The sequence below is a fragment of the Pseudomonas sp. 3HC3 genome (assembly GCF_044904505.1).
In the GTDB taxonomy this organism is placed as follows: domain Bacteria; phylum Pseudomonadota; class Gammaproteobacteria; order Pseudomonadales; family Pseudomonadaceae; genus Aquipseudomonas; species Aquipseudomonas putida_Y.
The window spans coordinates 38,887-51,460 of record NZ_JADDRH010000026.1 but is presented as its reverse complement, the minus strand read 5'-3'; the positions used below and the strand labels follow the sequence as shown (position 1 = coordinate 51,460).

Annotated in this window: 16 protein-coding genes; 15 read left to right on the top strand and 1 reads right to left on the bottom strand. The window is 62.0% G+C overall.

Features of this window, described 5'->3' with window-relative positions:
• Positions 1-194: 194 nt before the first annotated feature.
• The 13 genes from INQ47_RS23865 (at position 195) to INQ47_RS23805 (ending at position 11,473) form a co-directional block, all read left to right on the top strand.
• On the top strand, positions 195-986 hold the full coding sequence (locus INQ47_RS23865; RefSeq protein ID WP_404702762.1) for a replication protein: 792 nt from the start codon (positions 195-197) through the stop codon (positions 984-986).
• Positions 979-2,358 carry a replicative DNA helicase gene (gene dnaB / locus INQ47_RS23860; RefSeq protein WP_404702761.1) on the top strand — a complete coding sequence of 460 codons (1,380 nt, stop codon included), beginning with the start codon at positions 979-981 and terminating at the stop codon, positions 2,356-2,358. The genes INQ47_RS23865 and dnaB overlap by 8 nt, the downstream gene beginning before the upstream one ends.
• Positions 2,355-2,783 carry a VRR-NUC domain-containing protein gene (locus INQ47_RS23855; protein ID WP_404702760.1) on the top strand — a complete coding sequence of 143 codons (429 nt, stop codon included), beginning with the start codon at positions 2,355-2,357 and terminating at the stop codon, positions 2,781-2,783. The genes dnaB and INQ47_RS23855 overlap by 4 nt, the downstream gene beginning before the upstream one ends.
• Positions 2,780-4,078, top strand: coding sequence for a tyrosine-type recombinase/integrase (locus tag INQ47_RS23850; RefSeq protein ID WP_404702759.1), 1,299 nt, complete (start codon positions 2,780-2,782; stop codon positions 4,076-4,078). The genes INQ47_RS23855 and INQ47_RS23850 overlap by 4 nt, the downstream gene beginning before the upstream one ends.
• A 436-nt stretch (positions 4,079-4,514) precedes the next feature.
• Positions 4,515-4,832, top strand: a complete 318-nt coding sequence (locus INQ47_RS23845) for a hypothetical protein (protein WP_404702758.1) — start codon at positions 4,515-4,517, stop codon at positions 4,830-4,832.
• A gap of 11 nt (positions 4,833-4,843) precedes the next feature.
• Positions 4,844-5,185, top strand: coding sequence for an antiterminator Q family protein (locus tag INQ47_RS23840; RefSeq protein WP_233692374.1), 342 nt, complete (start codon positions 4,844-4,846; stop codon positions 5,183-5,185).
• A gap of 199 nt (positions 5,186-5,384) precedes the next feature.
• Positions 5,385-5,708 carry a phage holin, lambda family gene (locus INQ47_RS23835; RefSeq protein ID WP_054892292.1) on the top strand — a complete coding sequence of 108 codons (324 nt, stop codon included), beginning with the start codon at positions 5,385-5,387 and terminating at the stop codon, positions 5,706-5,708.
• Complete coding sequence (locus tag INQ47_RS23830; protein WP_404702757.1) at positions 5,708-6,046, top strand: HNH endonuclease; 339 nt, start codon at positions 5,708-5,710, stop codon at positions 6,044-6,046. The genes INQ47_RS23835 and INQ47_RS23830 overlap by 1 nt, the downstream gene beginning before the upstream one ends.
• 158 nt (positions 6,047-6,204) lie before the next feature.
• The gene (locus INQ47_RS23825) at positions 6,205-6,750 is read left to right on the top strand and encodes a terminase small subunit (RefSeq protein WP_404702756.1); all 546 of its coding nucleotides are present in this window, start codon (positions 6,205-6,207) and stop codon (positions 6,748-6,750) included.
• Positions 6,747-8,435: a terminase large subunit gene (locus INQ47_RS23820; protein WP_404702755.1), complete on the top strand. Its 1,689-nt coding sequence runs from the start codon at positions 6,747-6,749 to the stop codon at positions 8,433-8,435. Before INQ47_RS23825 ends, INQ47_RS23820 begins: the two co-directional genes overlap by 4 nt.
• 2 nt (positions 8,436-8,437) lie before the next feature.
• Positions 8,438-9,649 carry a phage portal protein gene (locus tag INQ47_RS23815; RefSeq protein WP_404702754.1) on the top strand — a complete coding sequence of 404 codons (1,212 nt, stop codon included), beginning with the start codon at positions 8,438-8,440 and terminating at the stop codon, positions 9,647-9,649.
• Positions 9,636-10,277, top strand: coding sequence for an HK97 family phage prohead protease (locus INQ47_RS23810; RefSeq protein ID WP_404702753.1), 642 nt, complete (start codon positions 9,636-9,638; stop codon positions 10,275-10,277). The genes INQ47_RS23815 and INQ47_RS23810 overlap by 14 nt, the downstream gene beginning before the upstream one ends.
• Complete coding sequence (locus tag INQ47_RS23805) at positions 10,274-11,473, top strand: phage major capsid protein (protein WP_404702752.1); 1,200 nt, start codon at positions 10,274-10,276, stop codon at positions 11,471-11,473. The genes INQ47_RS23810 and INQ47_RS23805 overlap by 4 nt, the downstream gene beginning before the upstream one ends.
• Here the strand turns inward: INQ47_RS23805 and INQ47_RS23800 are convergent.
• The gene (locus INQ47_RS23800; protein ID WP_404702751.1) at positions 11,470-11,964 is read right to left on the bottom strand and encodes a pentapeptide repeat-containing protein; all 495 of its coding nucleotides are present in this window, start codon (positions 11,962-11,964) and stop codon (positions 11,470-11,472) included. The two genes, INQ47_RS23805 and INQ47_RS23800, sit on opposite strands and share 4 nt — an antisense overlap.
• On the opposite strand from INQ47_RS23800, the gene INQ47_RS23795 reads away from it, so the two are divergent.
• Both INQ47_RS23795 and INQ47_RS23790 read left to right on the top strand, forming a co-directional pair.
• Positions 11,948-12,247 carry a head-tail connector protein gene (locus INQ47_RS23795; RefSeq protein ID WP_404702750.1) on the top strand — a complete coding sequence of 100 codons (300 nt, stop codon included), beginning with the start codon at positions 11,948-11,950 and terminating at the stop codon, positions 12,245-12,247. The genes INQ47_RS23800 and INQ47_RS23795 overlap by 17 nt on opposite strands.
• Complete coding sequence (locus INQ47_RS23790; RefSeq protein ID WP_404702749.1) at positions 12,247-12,573, top strand: phage head closure protein; 327 nt, start codon at positions 12,247-12,249, stop codon at positions 12,571-12,573. Before INQ47_RS23795 ends, INQ47_RS23790 begins: the two co-directional genes overlap by 1 nt.
• Position 12,574 lies beyond the last annotated feature (1 nt).

Sequence of the window (12,574 nt, the reverse complement as noted above, 5' to 3'; positions counted from 1 at the left end):
AGGTTGATTATGCACTCAGCAACGGATGCTAGCAACACCGCACCATTGTTCACTTCACACGTGAAATCCTTTCACCAGTCTGCCGCACTCAATGCCGCGCGAATGATTCGCCACCAGTACGCAGCAGCTTCGAAAGCCGCACTCCGCCGTGAGTGTGTCGAGCATCTGCGGGCATCGTTGTGCGGAGGTGGGCTGTGACCACCGTCACCACAATCCAACCCAAGAGCGGGTTCACCCGAATGGATAACGACCTGTACGAGGCCCTGATCGGGGCTGAGCTTTCAGGCCGCGAGCTTCGTGTCGCCCTGGCAATCCACCGCCAGACCGCCGGATACAACCTGGAGAGTGCGACCATCGCGGCGTCATACATCGCCCAGATGTCGGGCATCCGTCGTGAAGACGTGTCCCGAGCCATCAGCGAGCTGCTCCGTCAGGGCGTGATTTACCGTGAAGGCGGTAGCCGCAGCCCGATCGGTTTCGCGCCTCTGGGCGAATGGAAAATCGACAAGAAAAACACCCATCCGAACAAGCCAAAAGAAGTGCCACAGTGTGGCGTTTCCCACACGTCCAATGTGGCGTTCTTGCCACACAATAAAGACAGAAATACAAATACTACTCCTGACGGAGTAGTCGGTGATGCCGAGGGTCAACCAGCGAAGGTCAAACCCGCCCGGCAGAAGACAAGACTTGAAGCATGCCCATATCAGGCCATTGTCGACCTGTATCACCTGGCTCTGCCTGAGCTGCCGGCTGTGGCGATCCTGAACGAAGGCCGCAAGCGCACCCTGCAAGCTCGTTGGCGCGAAAGTGATGTCCATCGCGACCTGGGCTTCTGGGCTGATTACTTCGCCCAGGTGAGTAGTTCGCAGTTCCTGATGGGCAAGGTCGATGGCCGCAACGGCTCGAAACCATTCCGCGCCACGTTCGACTGGCTGATTGCCCCGTCCAACTTCGTGAAGGTGGTGGAGGGCAATTACCATGCATGAGCCCTACAACGCTGAGGCCGAGCACGGCCTGCTGGGCGCCATGCTGCAGCGCCCGGAGCTGATCGACACCCTCTCCGATGACCTGTCGCCCGAGTCGTTCTACTTCGCCGAGAACGCCGAGGTGTTCCGCGGGATTCTGGCTGTGCGTGCCGCCGGCAAAGCTGTGGATCTGCTGACTGTTGCCGACCACATCGGCATGCTGGACAACGGCGACCGCGCCTTGGGCCACTGCGCATCTCTGGTGGCCAACACCCCGAGCGTGGCAAGCGCTGGCACCTACGCCGGCATCGTTCGGGAGCGTGCTATTGAGCGCGCCCTGTACGAACTGAGCGACCGAACCCTGGAGATCGTGCAGGGCAGCGGCGACATCCAGGACAAGATCGCGGCCGTGCAGGCGGCGGCCATGGGCATCGACGCCGGCAGTGACGGTGAAGAGGTGGTTAAGGCTGCCGACCTGATGGCTGACCAGCTGGAAGTTTGGCAGGAGCGTCACGACCGGCTGTCACGCGGTGAGACGCTGATCGGCCTGTCGACCGGGTTAGCGGATCTGGACGAGAAGCTGGGTGGCCTGCAGCCCGAGCAGCTGATCATCGTGGCCGGCCGCCCGGCCATGGGAAAGACCACCTTGGCCATGGGATTCGTGCTGGACGCCGTGGTGCGCCAGAAGAAGTCCGGTCTGGTCATCAGCCTGGAGATGAGCAAAGGCCAGCTGATCGACCGCGCCGTTGCCGCCGAAGGCCGGATTCCACTCAACCTGATCAAGAACGGCTCAGCCTGTGAGTCGCATGGCGCCGAGTTGTGCGCTGCAGCGGGCAAGCTGAAGCACGCCAACCTGTTCATCGCCGACCGCGCCGCCGCAACCGTGGGCCGCATCCGTTCGCTGGCTCGCCGACACAAGATGCGCTACGGCCTGGACATCCTGATGATCGACTACCTGCAGCTGATGGACGGCGAGGGCGGAAACCGCACCGAAGCGGTAAGCAGCATCAGCCGCGGCTGCAAGTTGCTGGCTCGCGAGCTGGGCATTCCGGTCATTCTGCTGAGCCAGCTTTCCCGCAAGTGCGAAGAGCGCCCGAACAAGCGCCCTATGCAGTCCGACCTTCGCGAATCGGGCGCCATCGAGCAGGACGCCGATGTGATCCTGTTCGTGTACCGGGACGAGGTCTACCACGAAAACAGCGAGTTCAAGGGCGTTGCCGAGATCATTGTCGGCAAGGGCCGCGACATCGAGACCGGCACCGTCCGAGCTGCCTTCCTTGGCCAATACAACCGTTTCGAAACTCTCTCGGCCAGCTGGCAGCCGCCAGTCAAGGCCCCAAGCCAATCCGAGCGGCCATTGTCGGCCCGCTACGCACGGAAGGAACTCGCATGACAGCACCCGCCCTTCGCCCGTTCAAGGCCAAAGCGGCTCGCGCCAAGCCCGTCGACAGGGAGGGGCAGGAGCAGGCCGCGCTGATGAAAGAATTGCAGCTGCGATACCCGCAGGCCTACAAGCTGATCTACCACGTCCCGAACGGCGGGCACCGGATCAAGGCCGTGGCCGCCAAGCTGAAGGGGCAGGGCGTCAAGGCTGGCGTGCCTGACCTGGTGCTGCCGATGGCGCGCGGCGGCTATTTCGGCCTGTACGTCGAGTTCAAGGCCATGCCTCCCTATGACGCGCCAGTATCCCCGAGCCAGGACGCCTACCTGCAGGCGCTCGCCGATCAGGGCTACCTAGCCATCGTGTGTCGGGGCAATATCGACGCCGTTGAGGCCATCCGCGCCTATTTGCTGCTGCCTGCCACGGTGGCTGCATGAGCGCGACCCGAGAAGTGAAGCTGAGCGAGGCCGAGGTGCGTCGGCAGGCCTCTGACAAGTCGGTGCGTGACCTGCGCGACCCGCGTCATCCCGGCCTGTACCTGCGTTTCTGGAGCAACCGCGAGCGCGGGACTTGGCACCTGGTGCGCGGCAAGAAGTGGGTGCCGGTCGCCCGCTGGCCAGAACTGAGCGTTTCGGCGGTGATTGCCGAACTGCCCACGCTGCGTCAACGCCTGCTGCGCGACCCGGCCACGGCGCCGGTGGTTTCCGGCATGGCCACCGTGGGCCAGTTGCTTGACTGGTATGGTGACCGCATGGCCCGTGACCGCTCGCTGTCGGCAAAGCGCAAGGCCGGCGCCCGGTCCGCCATTGCCCAGCACCTCAAGCCGCGCCTGGATGACCTGGCCCTGGCTGACGTGACTGCCGATGCGTTGGACAAGCATCTGATGTGGCCGTGCCAGGCCGAGGTTTCGCTGTCCTACCTGCGGCAGATGTTCGCGCTCCTGCTGACCGCCTTCCGCCAGGCCCTGCAACTGGGCCTGATTGACCGCAACCCGATGGCGGGGATGCGCTTCAACGACTTCACCAAGGCCAAGATCCTGCCCAAGGCAGCGCGCCTGCGTGACGTGCAGTTGCCGGAGCTGATGCGGCAGCTGGCCCAGGCATTCCAGCAGGAGCCGGGTGACGCCATGCTGGCCCTGATGATGCTGGCCCACGGCACCCGGATCGGTGAGACCCGCATGGCGCGCTGGAACGAAATCTCGCTGGCTGCGGCCGAGTGGTTCATCCCCGCTGCCAACGCCAAGACCCGCACCGAACACCGCCTGCCGCTGACCGCCCAAGTGCAAGCGTTGCTGACCCGGTACCGGGACATCCAGCAGGCCGACGGCTACGAGGGTGTGTACCTGTTCCCGAATCGCCGGGGCCTGTGCCTGAGCGAGACGCAAGCCAGCAACGTGTTCAAGCGCCTGGGGCAGGGCGAGTGGACCAGTCACGACTTGCGCAAGGTATCCCGCAGCACCTGGACCGATCTCGGCATTGACGGCCACATCGGCGAGATGCTGCTGAACCATAAGCTGGGGAAGATCGCCAGCACCTATATCCACACCCAGGCCATGCAGCAGCGCCGCGCCGCGCTGGAGAAGTGGCATGCCTGGCTTGATCGGATCGGCTTTGCAGCCATCCACGGCCTTACCCAGGCCTTATTTGAAATTTCGCAGAATTCGCCAGAGGCCACAGCAGCCGTGGCGCCGAACGACCTTACCGCATTTGTAATTAGCGAGGATTCGAAATGATCGGGAGCACAGCGCAAGCAGAGCGAATCGCTGCATCCATTCGCGATTTCCCGGGCGATTGGGTCTGGAAACAAAAGGGGCACACGCTTCTTCATCGTCCCAGCGGCTATGTCTTGTGGGTTGCCAATGAGGCTTGGGCACTGGGTGAGCGGGTGCATGGGGTCACCAACAGGTTCAGCGAGCTGGAGCAGGGCATTGTTTGGCCGGCGGTGGAGGGCTGGCTGGCCGCTAACAACCTCGGATTCATGGGGCGCTTGCCGAAGGCGTCTGTAGGGTTCCGTGACGGTGCTTGGTGGTGCAGGGCAGCCGACTGCGTGTGGGTTGGCATTGGTGGGTCGCCGGCTGAGGCGTACCAATCCTGGTCGCGAGCTGTATCGGTAGAGTCTCGGGCCGACCAGCGCGCGGATGAAGTGCTCGTTGTGCGGGCATTCGCACGATGCTGAAGAGTCACGGCCCAGACTTCAAGAAGGCTGTGATCGAGCTGGACAAGTGCCCTTTGTGCCGCGGGAGAGCGGTCACTCAGGGTGTGTTTCACGAACTGCCATGCGACCACTGCAACGCCTCGGGCTTTGTGGCGGCTGCAACCGGCGAGGCCCTAGCCCTGGATGAGCTGGTGACCCAGCTCAGCATGAGGCTTCGGGCCGCGCTCCAGAAGATCGAGCAGTTGAAGAACCCTCAGGCATCCGGGCCTGAGGCTACATATCAGGGAAGCAACCGGCGCGGCGCCGGCGGCACCAACTACACCGGGGATTAAGGGGGAAGGACATGAGCAACGTAGAGAAGTCGGCCGAATATCTGCTGGAGCACTGGGGCCGCTGGGTGGTGCTGGGGTCTGGCGTTTCCTGCTGCGCATCGCGAGAAAACACCATCCTCGACCCGATGATCACGGACGATGATGCTCTATTCATCGATCGCCTGGTTGGTCGGCTTAGCAAGCGCTATCCCGAGTGTGGCCAGGTCATCATCAAGTACTACACCTCACGCGACACATCCCTCAGGGACGTGGGCAAGAAGCTAGGCTTTGGCGAAGAGAAGACCAGACAGCTGTGGAAGGCTGGCGTGGCCTGGATCGACGGCGCGATCGACATTCGACGTGACGCCGCTTGACAGCCCCGGTCCTCACCCGTATCTTTCGTGTTACTTTGCGGTAGGTGCGCGAGAGCAAACTCGCCATCACCAGCAGCCTCCATAGAGCCTCGGCATTTTGCCGGGGCTTTTTCGTTTTCGGCCCGCCACACCCATCGCCCCGAGCTGGGAGTGCTGTTGGGGCCGAATCTATTCCGCTCCCCAAAAGGGAGGAATCGAGATGCCAAACATGCCCGAGAAGGATCCTGGCCTGTGGGCCGCTGTGCTCGCCTGGGTGCTGGCTCACCAGCCTCAGTTGTATGCGGCTGGCCTGTCGGTCGCGATCGCTGCCCTTCGTGTGGTGTACGGCGGTGGCACTCGCCGGCAGATGATCTTGGAAGGCGCGCTTTGCGGCCTCATTACCCTGGCTCTGGTGCCGCTACTCGAATGGATGGGACTGCCGCAGGGCATGGCCACCTTCGCCGGTGGTGCTGTCGGCTTCATGGGTGTGGAGAAGCTGCGCGGCTATTCCGATCTGTTCCTGTCCCGCAAGGCTCAAGGCTGATGGCCAGGCTCAAGACGCTCGGCTCCCGCATCAAGGAGAGCGCAGGGTCGCGGGTCAAGGTGGTCACACCTGGCAGCTGGCGGAGCGGCATGACCAGCTCACAGCGTGGCTACGACTACCGATGGCAGAAGGCGCGAGAGCAGTACCTGCGTGACAACCCGCTGTGTGTCTATTGCGCCCGACAAGGGCGAACGGCGGCAGCTAGCGTCGTTGACCACATCGTGGCGCACCGAGGCGACAAGGATCTCTTCTGGAATCAGGCCAACTGGCAGTCGCTCTGCAAGCCCTGCCACGACTCGGTCAAGCAGGCCGAGGAGGCTTCAGGCCTGATCGGCTGACCGCCAACGCAATGGCGCGAGGTCGGCTGAGGCATCATCGCGGCACGCCAGTGACGTGCTGCGAGGGTGGGGGGAGGTCAAAATATAGCGATTCTCATCTAGCTAGACCGCCTCCGACCCCACGTACAGATTTTTTTCCCCCACAGGATTTTTGTTAAATGGCTTTAACATCCCGCAAGCGTGCATTCATCGCAGCGCTGAGGGAAGGTGCGTCCAATCGGAACGCAGCTGTGGCGGCTGGTTATTCGGAGAAGACCGCGTCTGCGGCAGGCTCTCGGCTGGTGAAGGACAAGGACGTGGCGGCCGAGTTGGCCAAACTGCGCGCCCTGGGGCTGATGCCGCCAGATGTTAAAGCCGATGTTAAAGCGAATGTTAAAACCAGGCATGCGCCGGAGCCGTCCGCCAACAGTGAGCCGGCGCCCGAACCTGACGCCGCGAAGGACGAGCACGTCGATCCTGAGCCAGCCGGGTTCGATCTTATGCAGGCTCTGCTGCACCGCGATCCGAAGGACTTCCTGCTGTCGGTGATGAACGACCTTGAGTCCGAGCCGAAGCTTCGCGTCGATGCAGCCAAGGCCCTAATGCCCTTCGTGCATCCGCGTAAGGGCGAGAGCGGTAAGAAGGACCAGGCTCAGGCCAAGGCTGAGCAGGCATCCACCGGCAAGTTCGGCGCACGCCGCGGCCCGCTGAGGTCGGTCAAATGATGGCGTGGAGCACTGCGTGCCCCGACTGGGAGCAGCGCATCGTCAGCCGGCAGAGCCTCATCCCCTTCAAGCCATTGTTCCCGACCGAGGCCGAGGAAGCCCTGGAGGTGTTCGGTGCGCTGCGCATGGTCGACGCGACTGGCAGCCCGCTGATGTCCGAGACTGTGCGCGACTGGGTCAACCAGTTCGTGGCCGCCATCTTCGGGGCGTATGACCCGGATGAAGGCCGGCGCCTTGTCAGCGAATTCATGCTGCTGATCAGCAAGAAGAACGGTAAGTCCACGATCGCCGCCGGCATCATGCTCACGGCATTGATCTTGAACTGGCGGCCATCGGGCGAGTTCATCATCCTGGCGCCGACCAAGGAAATTGCTGACAACTCCTACATCCCAATCCGTGACATGGTGCGGGCCGATGAAGAGCTTGACGCTCTGCTCAAGGTGCAGGATCACCTGCGCACCGTTACCCATCGGCAGACCAATGCCACCCTGAAGGTGGTAGCCGCCGACAGTGAGACCGTCTCGGGCAAAAAAGCTATCGGTGTGTTCGTTGATGAGCTGTGGGTGTTCGGCAAGCGCGCCAACGCCGAGGCGATGCTTCGGGAGGCGACCGGCGGCCTGGCGTCTCGGCCTGAAGGCTTCATCATTTGGGCCACGACCCAGTCCGATGCGCCGCCTGCCGGTGTGTTCCGGCAGAAACTGATGTACGCCCGCAAGGTGCGCGACGGCGAGATCGTCGACAAGTCGTTCTTGCCGGTGCTGTACGAGTTCCCGAAGGCGATGCTTGATGCAGGCGCGCACCGGGATTTCTCCAACGCCTACATCACTAATCCAAATCTTGGGCTATCGGTCGATGAACCATTCATTGAGCGTGGCTACGCCCAGGCGCAGATGGACGGCGAAGAGTCGTTCCGAGGGTTTCTCGCCAAGCACTTGAACGTCGAGATTGGCCTGGCGCTGCTCTCTGACCGCTGGGCCGGGGCTGAATTCTGGGAGAAGCAGGTTTCCAAGAGCTGCCGGACGCTGGAAGACCTGATTGAGCGATGCGAGGTTATCGACATCGGCATCGATGGTGGTGGACTAGATGACTTGCTCGGTTTCGCTGCGGTAGGTCGCGAGCGTGCGAGCCGCCGCTGGCTGGTCTGGACCCATGCGTGGGCACACCCATCCGTGCTGGAGCGCCGCAAGGCGGAGGCGCCGCGTATACGGGACTTCGCCAATGATGGCCACCTCACTCTGGTCGAGCGCATCGGCGACGACGTGGACCAGATTGCGGAGCTGGTGGCTCAGGTGGAAGAAGCCGGCCTGCTCGACCAGGTGGGGCTCGACCCAGTAGGCATCGGGGCGATCCTTGACGCCTTGGAAGCAAAGGGCATTCCTCGCGAAAAGATTGGCGGCGTGAAGCAGGGCTACACCCTCGGCGGCGCAATCAAGACTGCCGAACGCAAGCTGGCCGAAGGCGGACTGTGGCATGGCGGTCAACCCATGATGGCCTGGTGCTGCGGGAACGCCCGCGTCGAGCCCAGAGGTAATGCAATCCTCATCACCAAACAGGCCAGCGGCTCGGCAAAGATCGACCCGTTAATGGCGCTGTTCAATGCCGTGACGCTCATCGCCCTGAACCCAGAGGCGCAGGGGGGAATGGCCGACTACCTAGAAAACGGGTTCTTTGACCTCATAGGCTGACCATGGCATTCAAATGGTACAACCCCGCGACCTGGGGACTCTTCGGCTACACCGATCCGAAAACGGGCGATTATGTCGAGGTTGACTTGGAGGTTGGCGGCAAGCGCACCAAGGCGGGGGTGCGGGTATCCGCTAAAACAGCCCTGTCGATCAGCATGGTTTGGTCCTGCGTCAAGATCCTTTCCGAGTCCCTGAGTGGGCTACCGCTCAAGCTGTACGAGGACAAGGAGGGGAGTCGAGCGCTGGTCACCGGCAATGACCGAATGCTCAAGCTGCTCCGCAAGCCAAACCCTTACATGACCATGCTGAACTTTCTCAAGTTCGTGGTGGTGAACATGGCGTTGCGGGGCAATGCGTTCGCTTTGATCGAGCGGAACGTCCACGGCGATCCCATCGGCCTAGTGCCCTTGGATTGGCGGACTGTAAAGATCGACACCGATGACGACCTTGTCTACGTGGTGACACCCAGCGAGGGCGATCCATATCCGGTGTCCCCCGAGAACATGCTTCACTTCAAGCTGTTCAGCTTGGACGGTGTTGTAGGGCTATCGCCGATAGAGCACCAGGCGGAAACCATGGGGCTGGCGAAGGCTGGGCAGCAGTGGTCGGCGCGATTCATGCGCAAGGGCGGATTTACTGGCGGCTACGTCATTTACGAGCAATTCCTGACCGAAGCGCAGCAAGCCCAGATCATGGCGAAGTTTCCGGATGTTCGGAAAGCTGACGCCGATGACATCGGCAAGATGGCGGTCTTGCAGGGCAACCCAAAAATCGTCCCCGCTGGCATCAGCCAGAAGGATGCGCAGTTTATCGAGTCACAGCAGTTCCAAGAGGAAGCGCTGGCCGGCATCTACGGCGTGCCGCTATGGCTGGCCAACCGCGCTGGCAAGACCTCAATCATGGGTTCGAACCTTGAGCAGCAGCTCACAGGGTTCATCACCTTCGGCCTAAAGCCCTACATCGATACCGTCGAGGACGAGCTGAACGACAAGCTGTTCGGCTCAGGCCCACGCTTCGCTGAGTTCGTGGTCGAGGGACTGCTGCGCGCTGACAGCGCCGGGCGAGCCGCCTACTTCCAGGCCGCCTTGGGTGGCTCGGGCGGCTCGGGCTGGCTGTCGATCGATGAGGTTCGCGAAAAAGAAAACTATGCGCCGCTGGGCGGCGACTACGCCCGGGTTACCCGGTGGGAGATGCAAAAAAATGGCGAACCTTGAAGTCCCGTTCGAGCTCAAGGCCGTGGACGATGCCGGCAACTTCGAAGGCTACGCCGCGGTGTTCAACAACGTCGACCTGGGCGACGACGTAATCCTGCCTGGCGCCTTCACCCGGGTGAAGGCTACTCGCAGCGGAAAACTGAAGCTGGCCCTTTATCACGACCTGACGCGCCTGGTGGGAGCTGCAGATTACAGGCAGGACGACCACGGCCTGCTGCTCAAGGGGCAGGTAAACCTCAACGTCAGTTACGCCCGTGACGCGTATGAGCTGATGAAGGCCGAAGTGCTCGACAGCATGTCGATCGGCTTCAACACCATCAAGGCAGATTTCGAGGACCGCGCCGGCCGGCGTGTGCGCCTCATCAAGGAGGCCGAACTCTGGGAGGCATCCTTCGTACCGTTCGGCATGAATCCCGAGGCGCAAGTCCTCAGCGTCAAATCGGACATCAGGCTTTTCGAGAAGGCCCTGCGCGAACGCATGGGCCTCTCGCAGAAGGAAGCGGCGGCAGTCGCTTCGCTCGGCTATACCGCGCTGCGCCGTGATGGCGGCAGCGAGGCCACGGCGATCGTGGATGAGCTGAAAGAAATTTCCACCCTGTTCACCCACCATTTCGGAGTATCGCCATGAGCGAAGTTAAAGACATCAAAGAATCCCTGGAACTGCAATTGAAGACCGGCTTCGGCGATCTGCAGAAGAAGTACGACGCAGCCATGGCTGAGGTCGAGAAAGGCAATCAGATCACCGGCGATCTGAAGAGGCAGATCGAAGACCAGAAGGGCGAGCTGCAAAAGGTCATCGACCAGGTCGTCGATCTGGAGCAGAAAGGCGTCAAGCTGCGCGGTCAGCCAGGCGAAGGCAAGAGCTTCATCGACCTCATCCAAGGCGATGAAGGCTACAAGTCGCTGAAGAAAGGCGGGGGCCTCGCTGAGCTCGATGTGACGAAATCCGATATGGCCAGCATGAAGGAAATGAAGGTCACTAGCGCTGGCATCGTAGTTCCGCAGTACGATCCAGTGATCCAGCCTGGCATTCGCCAAGAGCTGCGCATCCGTGACCTTCTGACTGCTGTGCCTGTGTCTGGCCAGAACTACACCTACTTCCGCGAGAACCTGCACACCCGTGGTGCGGCGCCTGTCGCTGAAGGCGGCCTGAAACCGACCAGCAATGTCACCTTCACCACCGAAACCGACCGCGTGAAGAAAATCGCGGTCTGGATGCCGGTGACCGACGAAGCGCTGGACGATGTGCCTCAGCTGTTCGCCTACCTGCAGCAGCTGCTGCGTTACGACCTGAAGCTGGAGGAAGAGGCGCAGATCCTCAAGGGCGACGGCACGGGTGAGAACCTGAACGGGCTGATGACCCAGGCCACCAGCTACAACACTGCGCTGAGCAAGGCGGGCGACACCGCCATCGACCTGGTCCGCCGCTCTATCTACCAGGTGCGCAAGCAGTCGAAGATGTCGGCCGATGGCGTGGTGATGACCGAGCTGGACTGGATGAACATCGAACTGCAGAAGGACGGCGAGAACCGCTACCTGTTCGCCAACTTGCAGGGCCTGGTCACTCCGATCCTGTGGGGCCGCCCGGTGATCACTTCGGACAGCATGGACGAGGGCGACGAGGATACCGGCGGCGAGTTCCTGACTGCGAACTTCGCGCGCTCCACCACGCTGTTCGACCGCATGTCGTTCCTGTTCAAAATGGGGCTGATCAACGACCAGTTCATCAAGAACGAACGCGCCCTGCTGGTCGAGGAGCGCCTGGGTCTCGGTGTTCGCCGCCGCGAGGCTCTGGTCAAAGGCCGGTTCCCGGCAGCTGCCTAATACACAACCCTGAAAAAGGGCCGGCTTAACGCCGGCCCTGTCGTTTCTGGAGGCAACATGAAAATCAAGATCCTGTGGGGTTTTGTCGGCAACGGCTCGCTGCTGGGCGCGGATTCCAACAAGGTCAAGGCGGGCGCAACCTTCGATGAGGTGGATGACGAGTACGCCCACACTCTCATCGGTAAGGGCCTGGCCGTCGAGGTCGACGCCAATGGTAAGCCCCGCGTGGCTAAGCCGAAGGAAACCAAGCCTGCCGGGCCCAAGGAAGATAAGGCTGCTGCCGAGAAAGCCGCCGCCGAGAAGGCTGCAGCGGAAAAAGCGGCAGCTGAGAAGGAGGCTGCCGAAAAGGCCGCCGCCGAGAAGGCTGCAGCGGAAAAAGCGGCAGCTGAGAAGGAGGCTGCCGAAAAGGCCGCCGCCGAGAAAGCAGCTGCTGATAAGGCTGCTGCCGAGAAAGCCGCTGCCGAGGCCAAGTAAATGCTCGATCTGGCCACCGTTAAGCTGCATCTGCGGGTCGACGGCACGGAGGAAGACGCCTTGATCGGCGGCTACGTCGCGGCGGCCAAGGCCCATGTCGAGCAACACTGCGACCGTAAGCTGGTGGATACCGACCCGGTTGGGCCCGAAGAGATGGGGCTGACCGGCGATGTCGAGCAAGCGGTCCTGCTACTGGTCGGCCACTGGTACGCCAACCGCGAGGCTGTTGCCGTTGGCACCATCGCCACCGCCATGCCCCTCGCGGTCGAGCGGCTGCTTTGGTACAGGAAGCGTTTCTGATGAAAGCCGGACCCATGCGTCACCGCGGCATGTTGAGAAAGCCAGAGCGCGTGCAAAACAAAACCGGTGGATTCGACCAGGTGTGGGCTGATGTCGGGAAGGTATGGGCCGAGATCACCATGCCCACGGGGAGGGTTTCACCGGTAGCGGAGCAGCTTGAGGCCGTTATCAGTGCTGAGATCCGTATCAGGCCTCGATCTGATGTTGTCGCCGGCTGGCGGTTCACAGAATTGCACACCGGTGTGACGTACAGGATCGAGTCGCCGCTACTCAACAACGAACGGGACATGCTGCGGCTGCTGTGCTCCAGCGTCCCTAACCCCTGAG

Coding starts and splice junctions, on each gene's coding strand:
- INQ47_RS23810 (WP_404702753.1), top strand. CDS start 9,636: ATGGCGAACCTTGAAGTCCCGTTCGAGCTCAAGGCCGTGGACGATGCC.
- INQ47_RS23820 (WP_404702755.1), top strand. CDS start 6,747: ATGATGGCGTGGAGCACTGCGTGCCCCGACTGGGAGCAGCGCATCGTC.
- INQ47_RS23850 (WP_404702759.1), top strand. CDS start 2,780: ATGAGCGCGACCCGAGAAGTGAAGCTGAGCGAGGCCGAGGTGCGTCGG.
- INQ47_RS23790 (WP_404702749.1), top strand. CDS start 12,247: ATGAAAGCCGGACCCATGCGTCACCGCGGCATGTTGAGAAAGCCAGAG.
- INQ47_RS23825 (WP_404702756.1), top strand. CDS start 6,205: ATGGCTTTAACATCCCGCAAGCGTGCATTCATCGCAGCGCTGAGGGAA.
- INQ47_RS23845 (WP_404702758.1), top strand. CDS start 4,515: ATGCTGAAGAGTCACGGCCCAGACTTCAAGAAGGCTGTGATCGAGCTG.
- INQ47_RS23855 (WP_404702760.1), top strand. CDS start 2,355: ATGACAGCACCCGCCCTTCGCCCGTTCAAGGCCAAAGCGGCTCGCGCC.
- INQ47_RS23805 (WP_404702752.1), top strand. CDS start 10,274: ATGAGCGAAGTTAAAGACATCAAAGAATCCCTGGAACTGCAATTGAAG.
- dnaB (WP_404702761.1), top strand. CDS start 979: ATGCATGAGCCCTACAACGCTGAGGCCGAGCACGGCCTGCTGGGCGCC.
- INQ47_RS23815 (WP_404702754.1), top strand. CDS start 8,438: ATGGCATTCAAATGGTACAACCCCGCGACCTGGGGACTCTTCGGCTAC.
- INQ47_RS23830 (WP_404702757.1), top strand. CDS start 5,708: ATGGCCAGGCTCAAGACGCTCGGCTCCCGCATCAAGGAGAGCGCAGGG.
- INQ47_RS23835 (WP_054892292.1), top strand. CDS start 5,385: ATGCCAAACATGCCCGAGAAGGATCCTGGCCTGTGGGCCGCTGTGCTC.
- INQ47_RS23795 (WP_404702750.1), top strand. CDS start 11,948: ATGCTCGATCTGGCCACCGTTAAGCTGCATCTGCGGGTCGACGGCACG.
- INQ47_RS23840 (WP_233692374.1), top strand. CDS start 4,844: ATGAGCAACGTAGAGAAGTCGGCCGAATATCTGCTGGAGCACTGGGGC.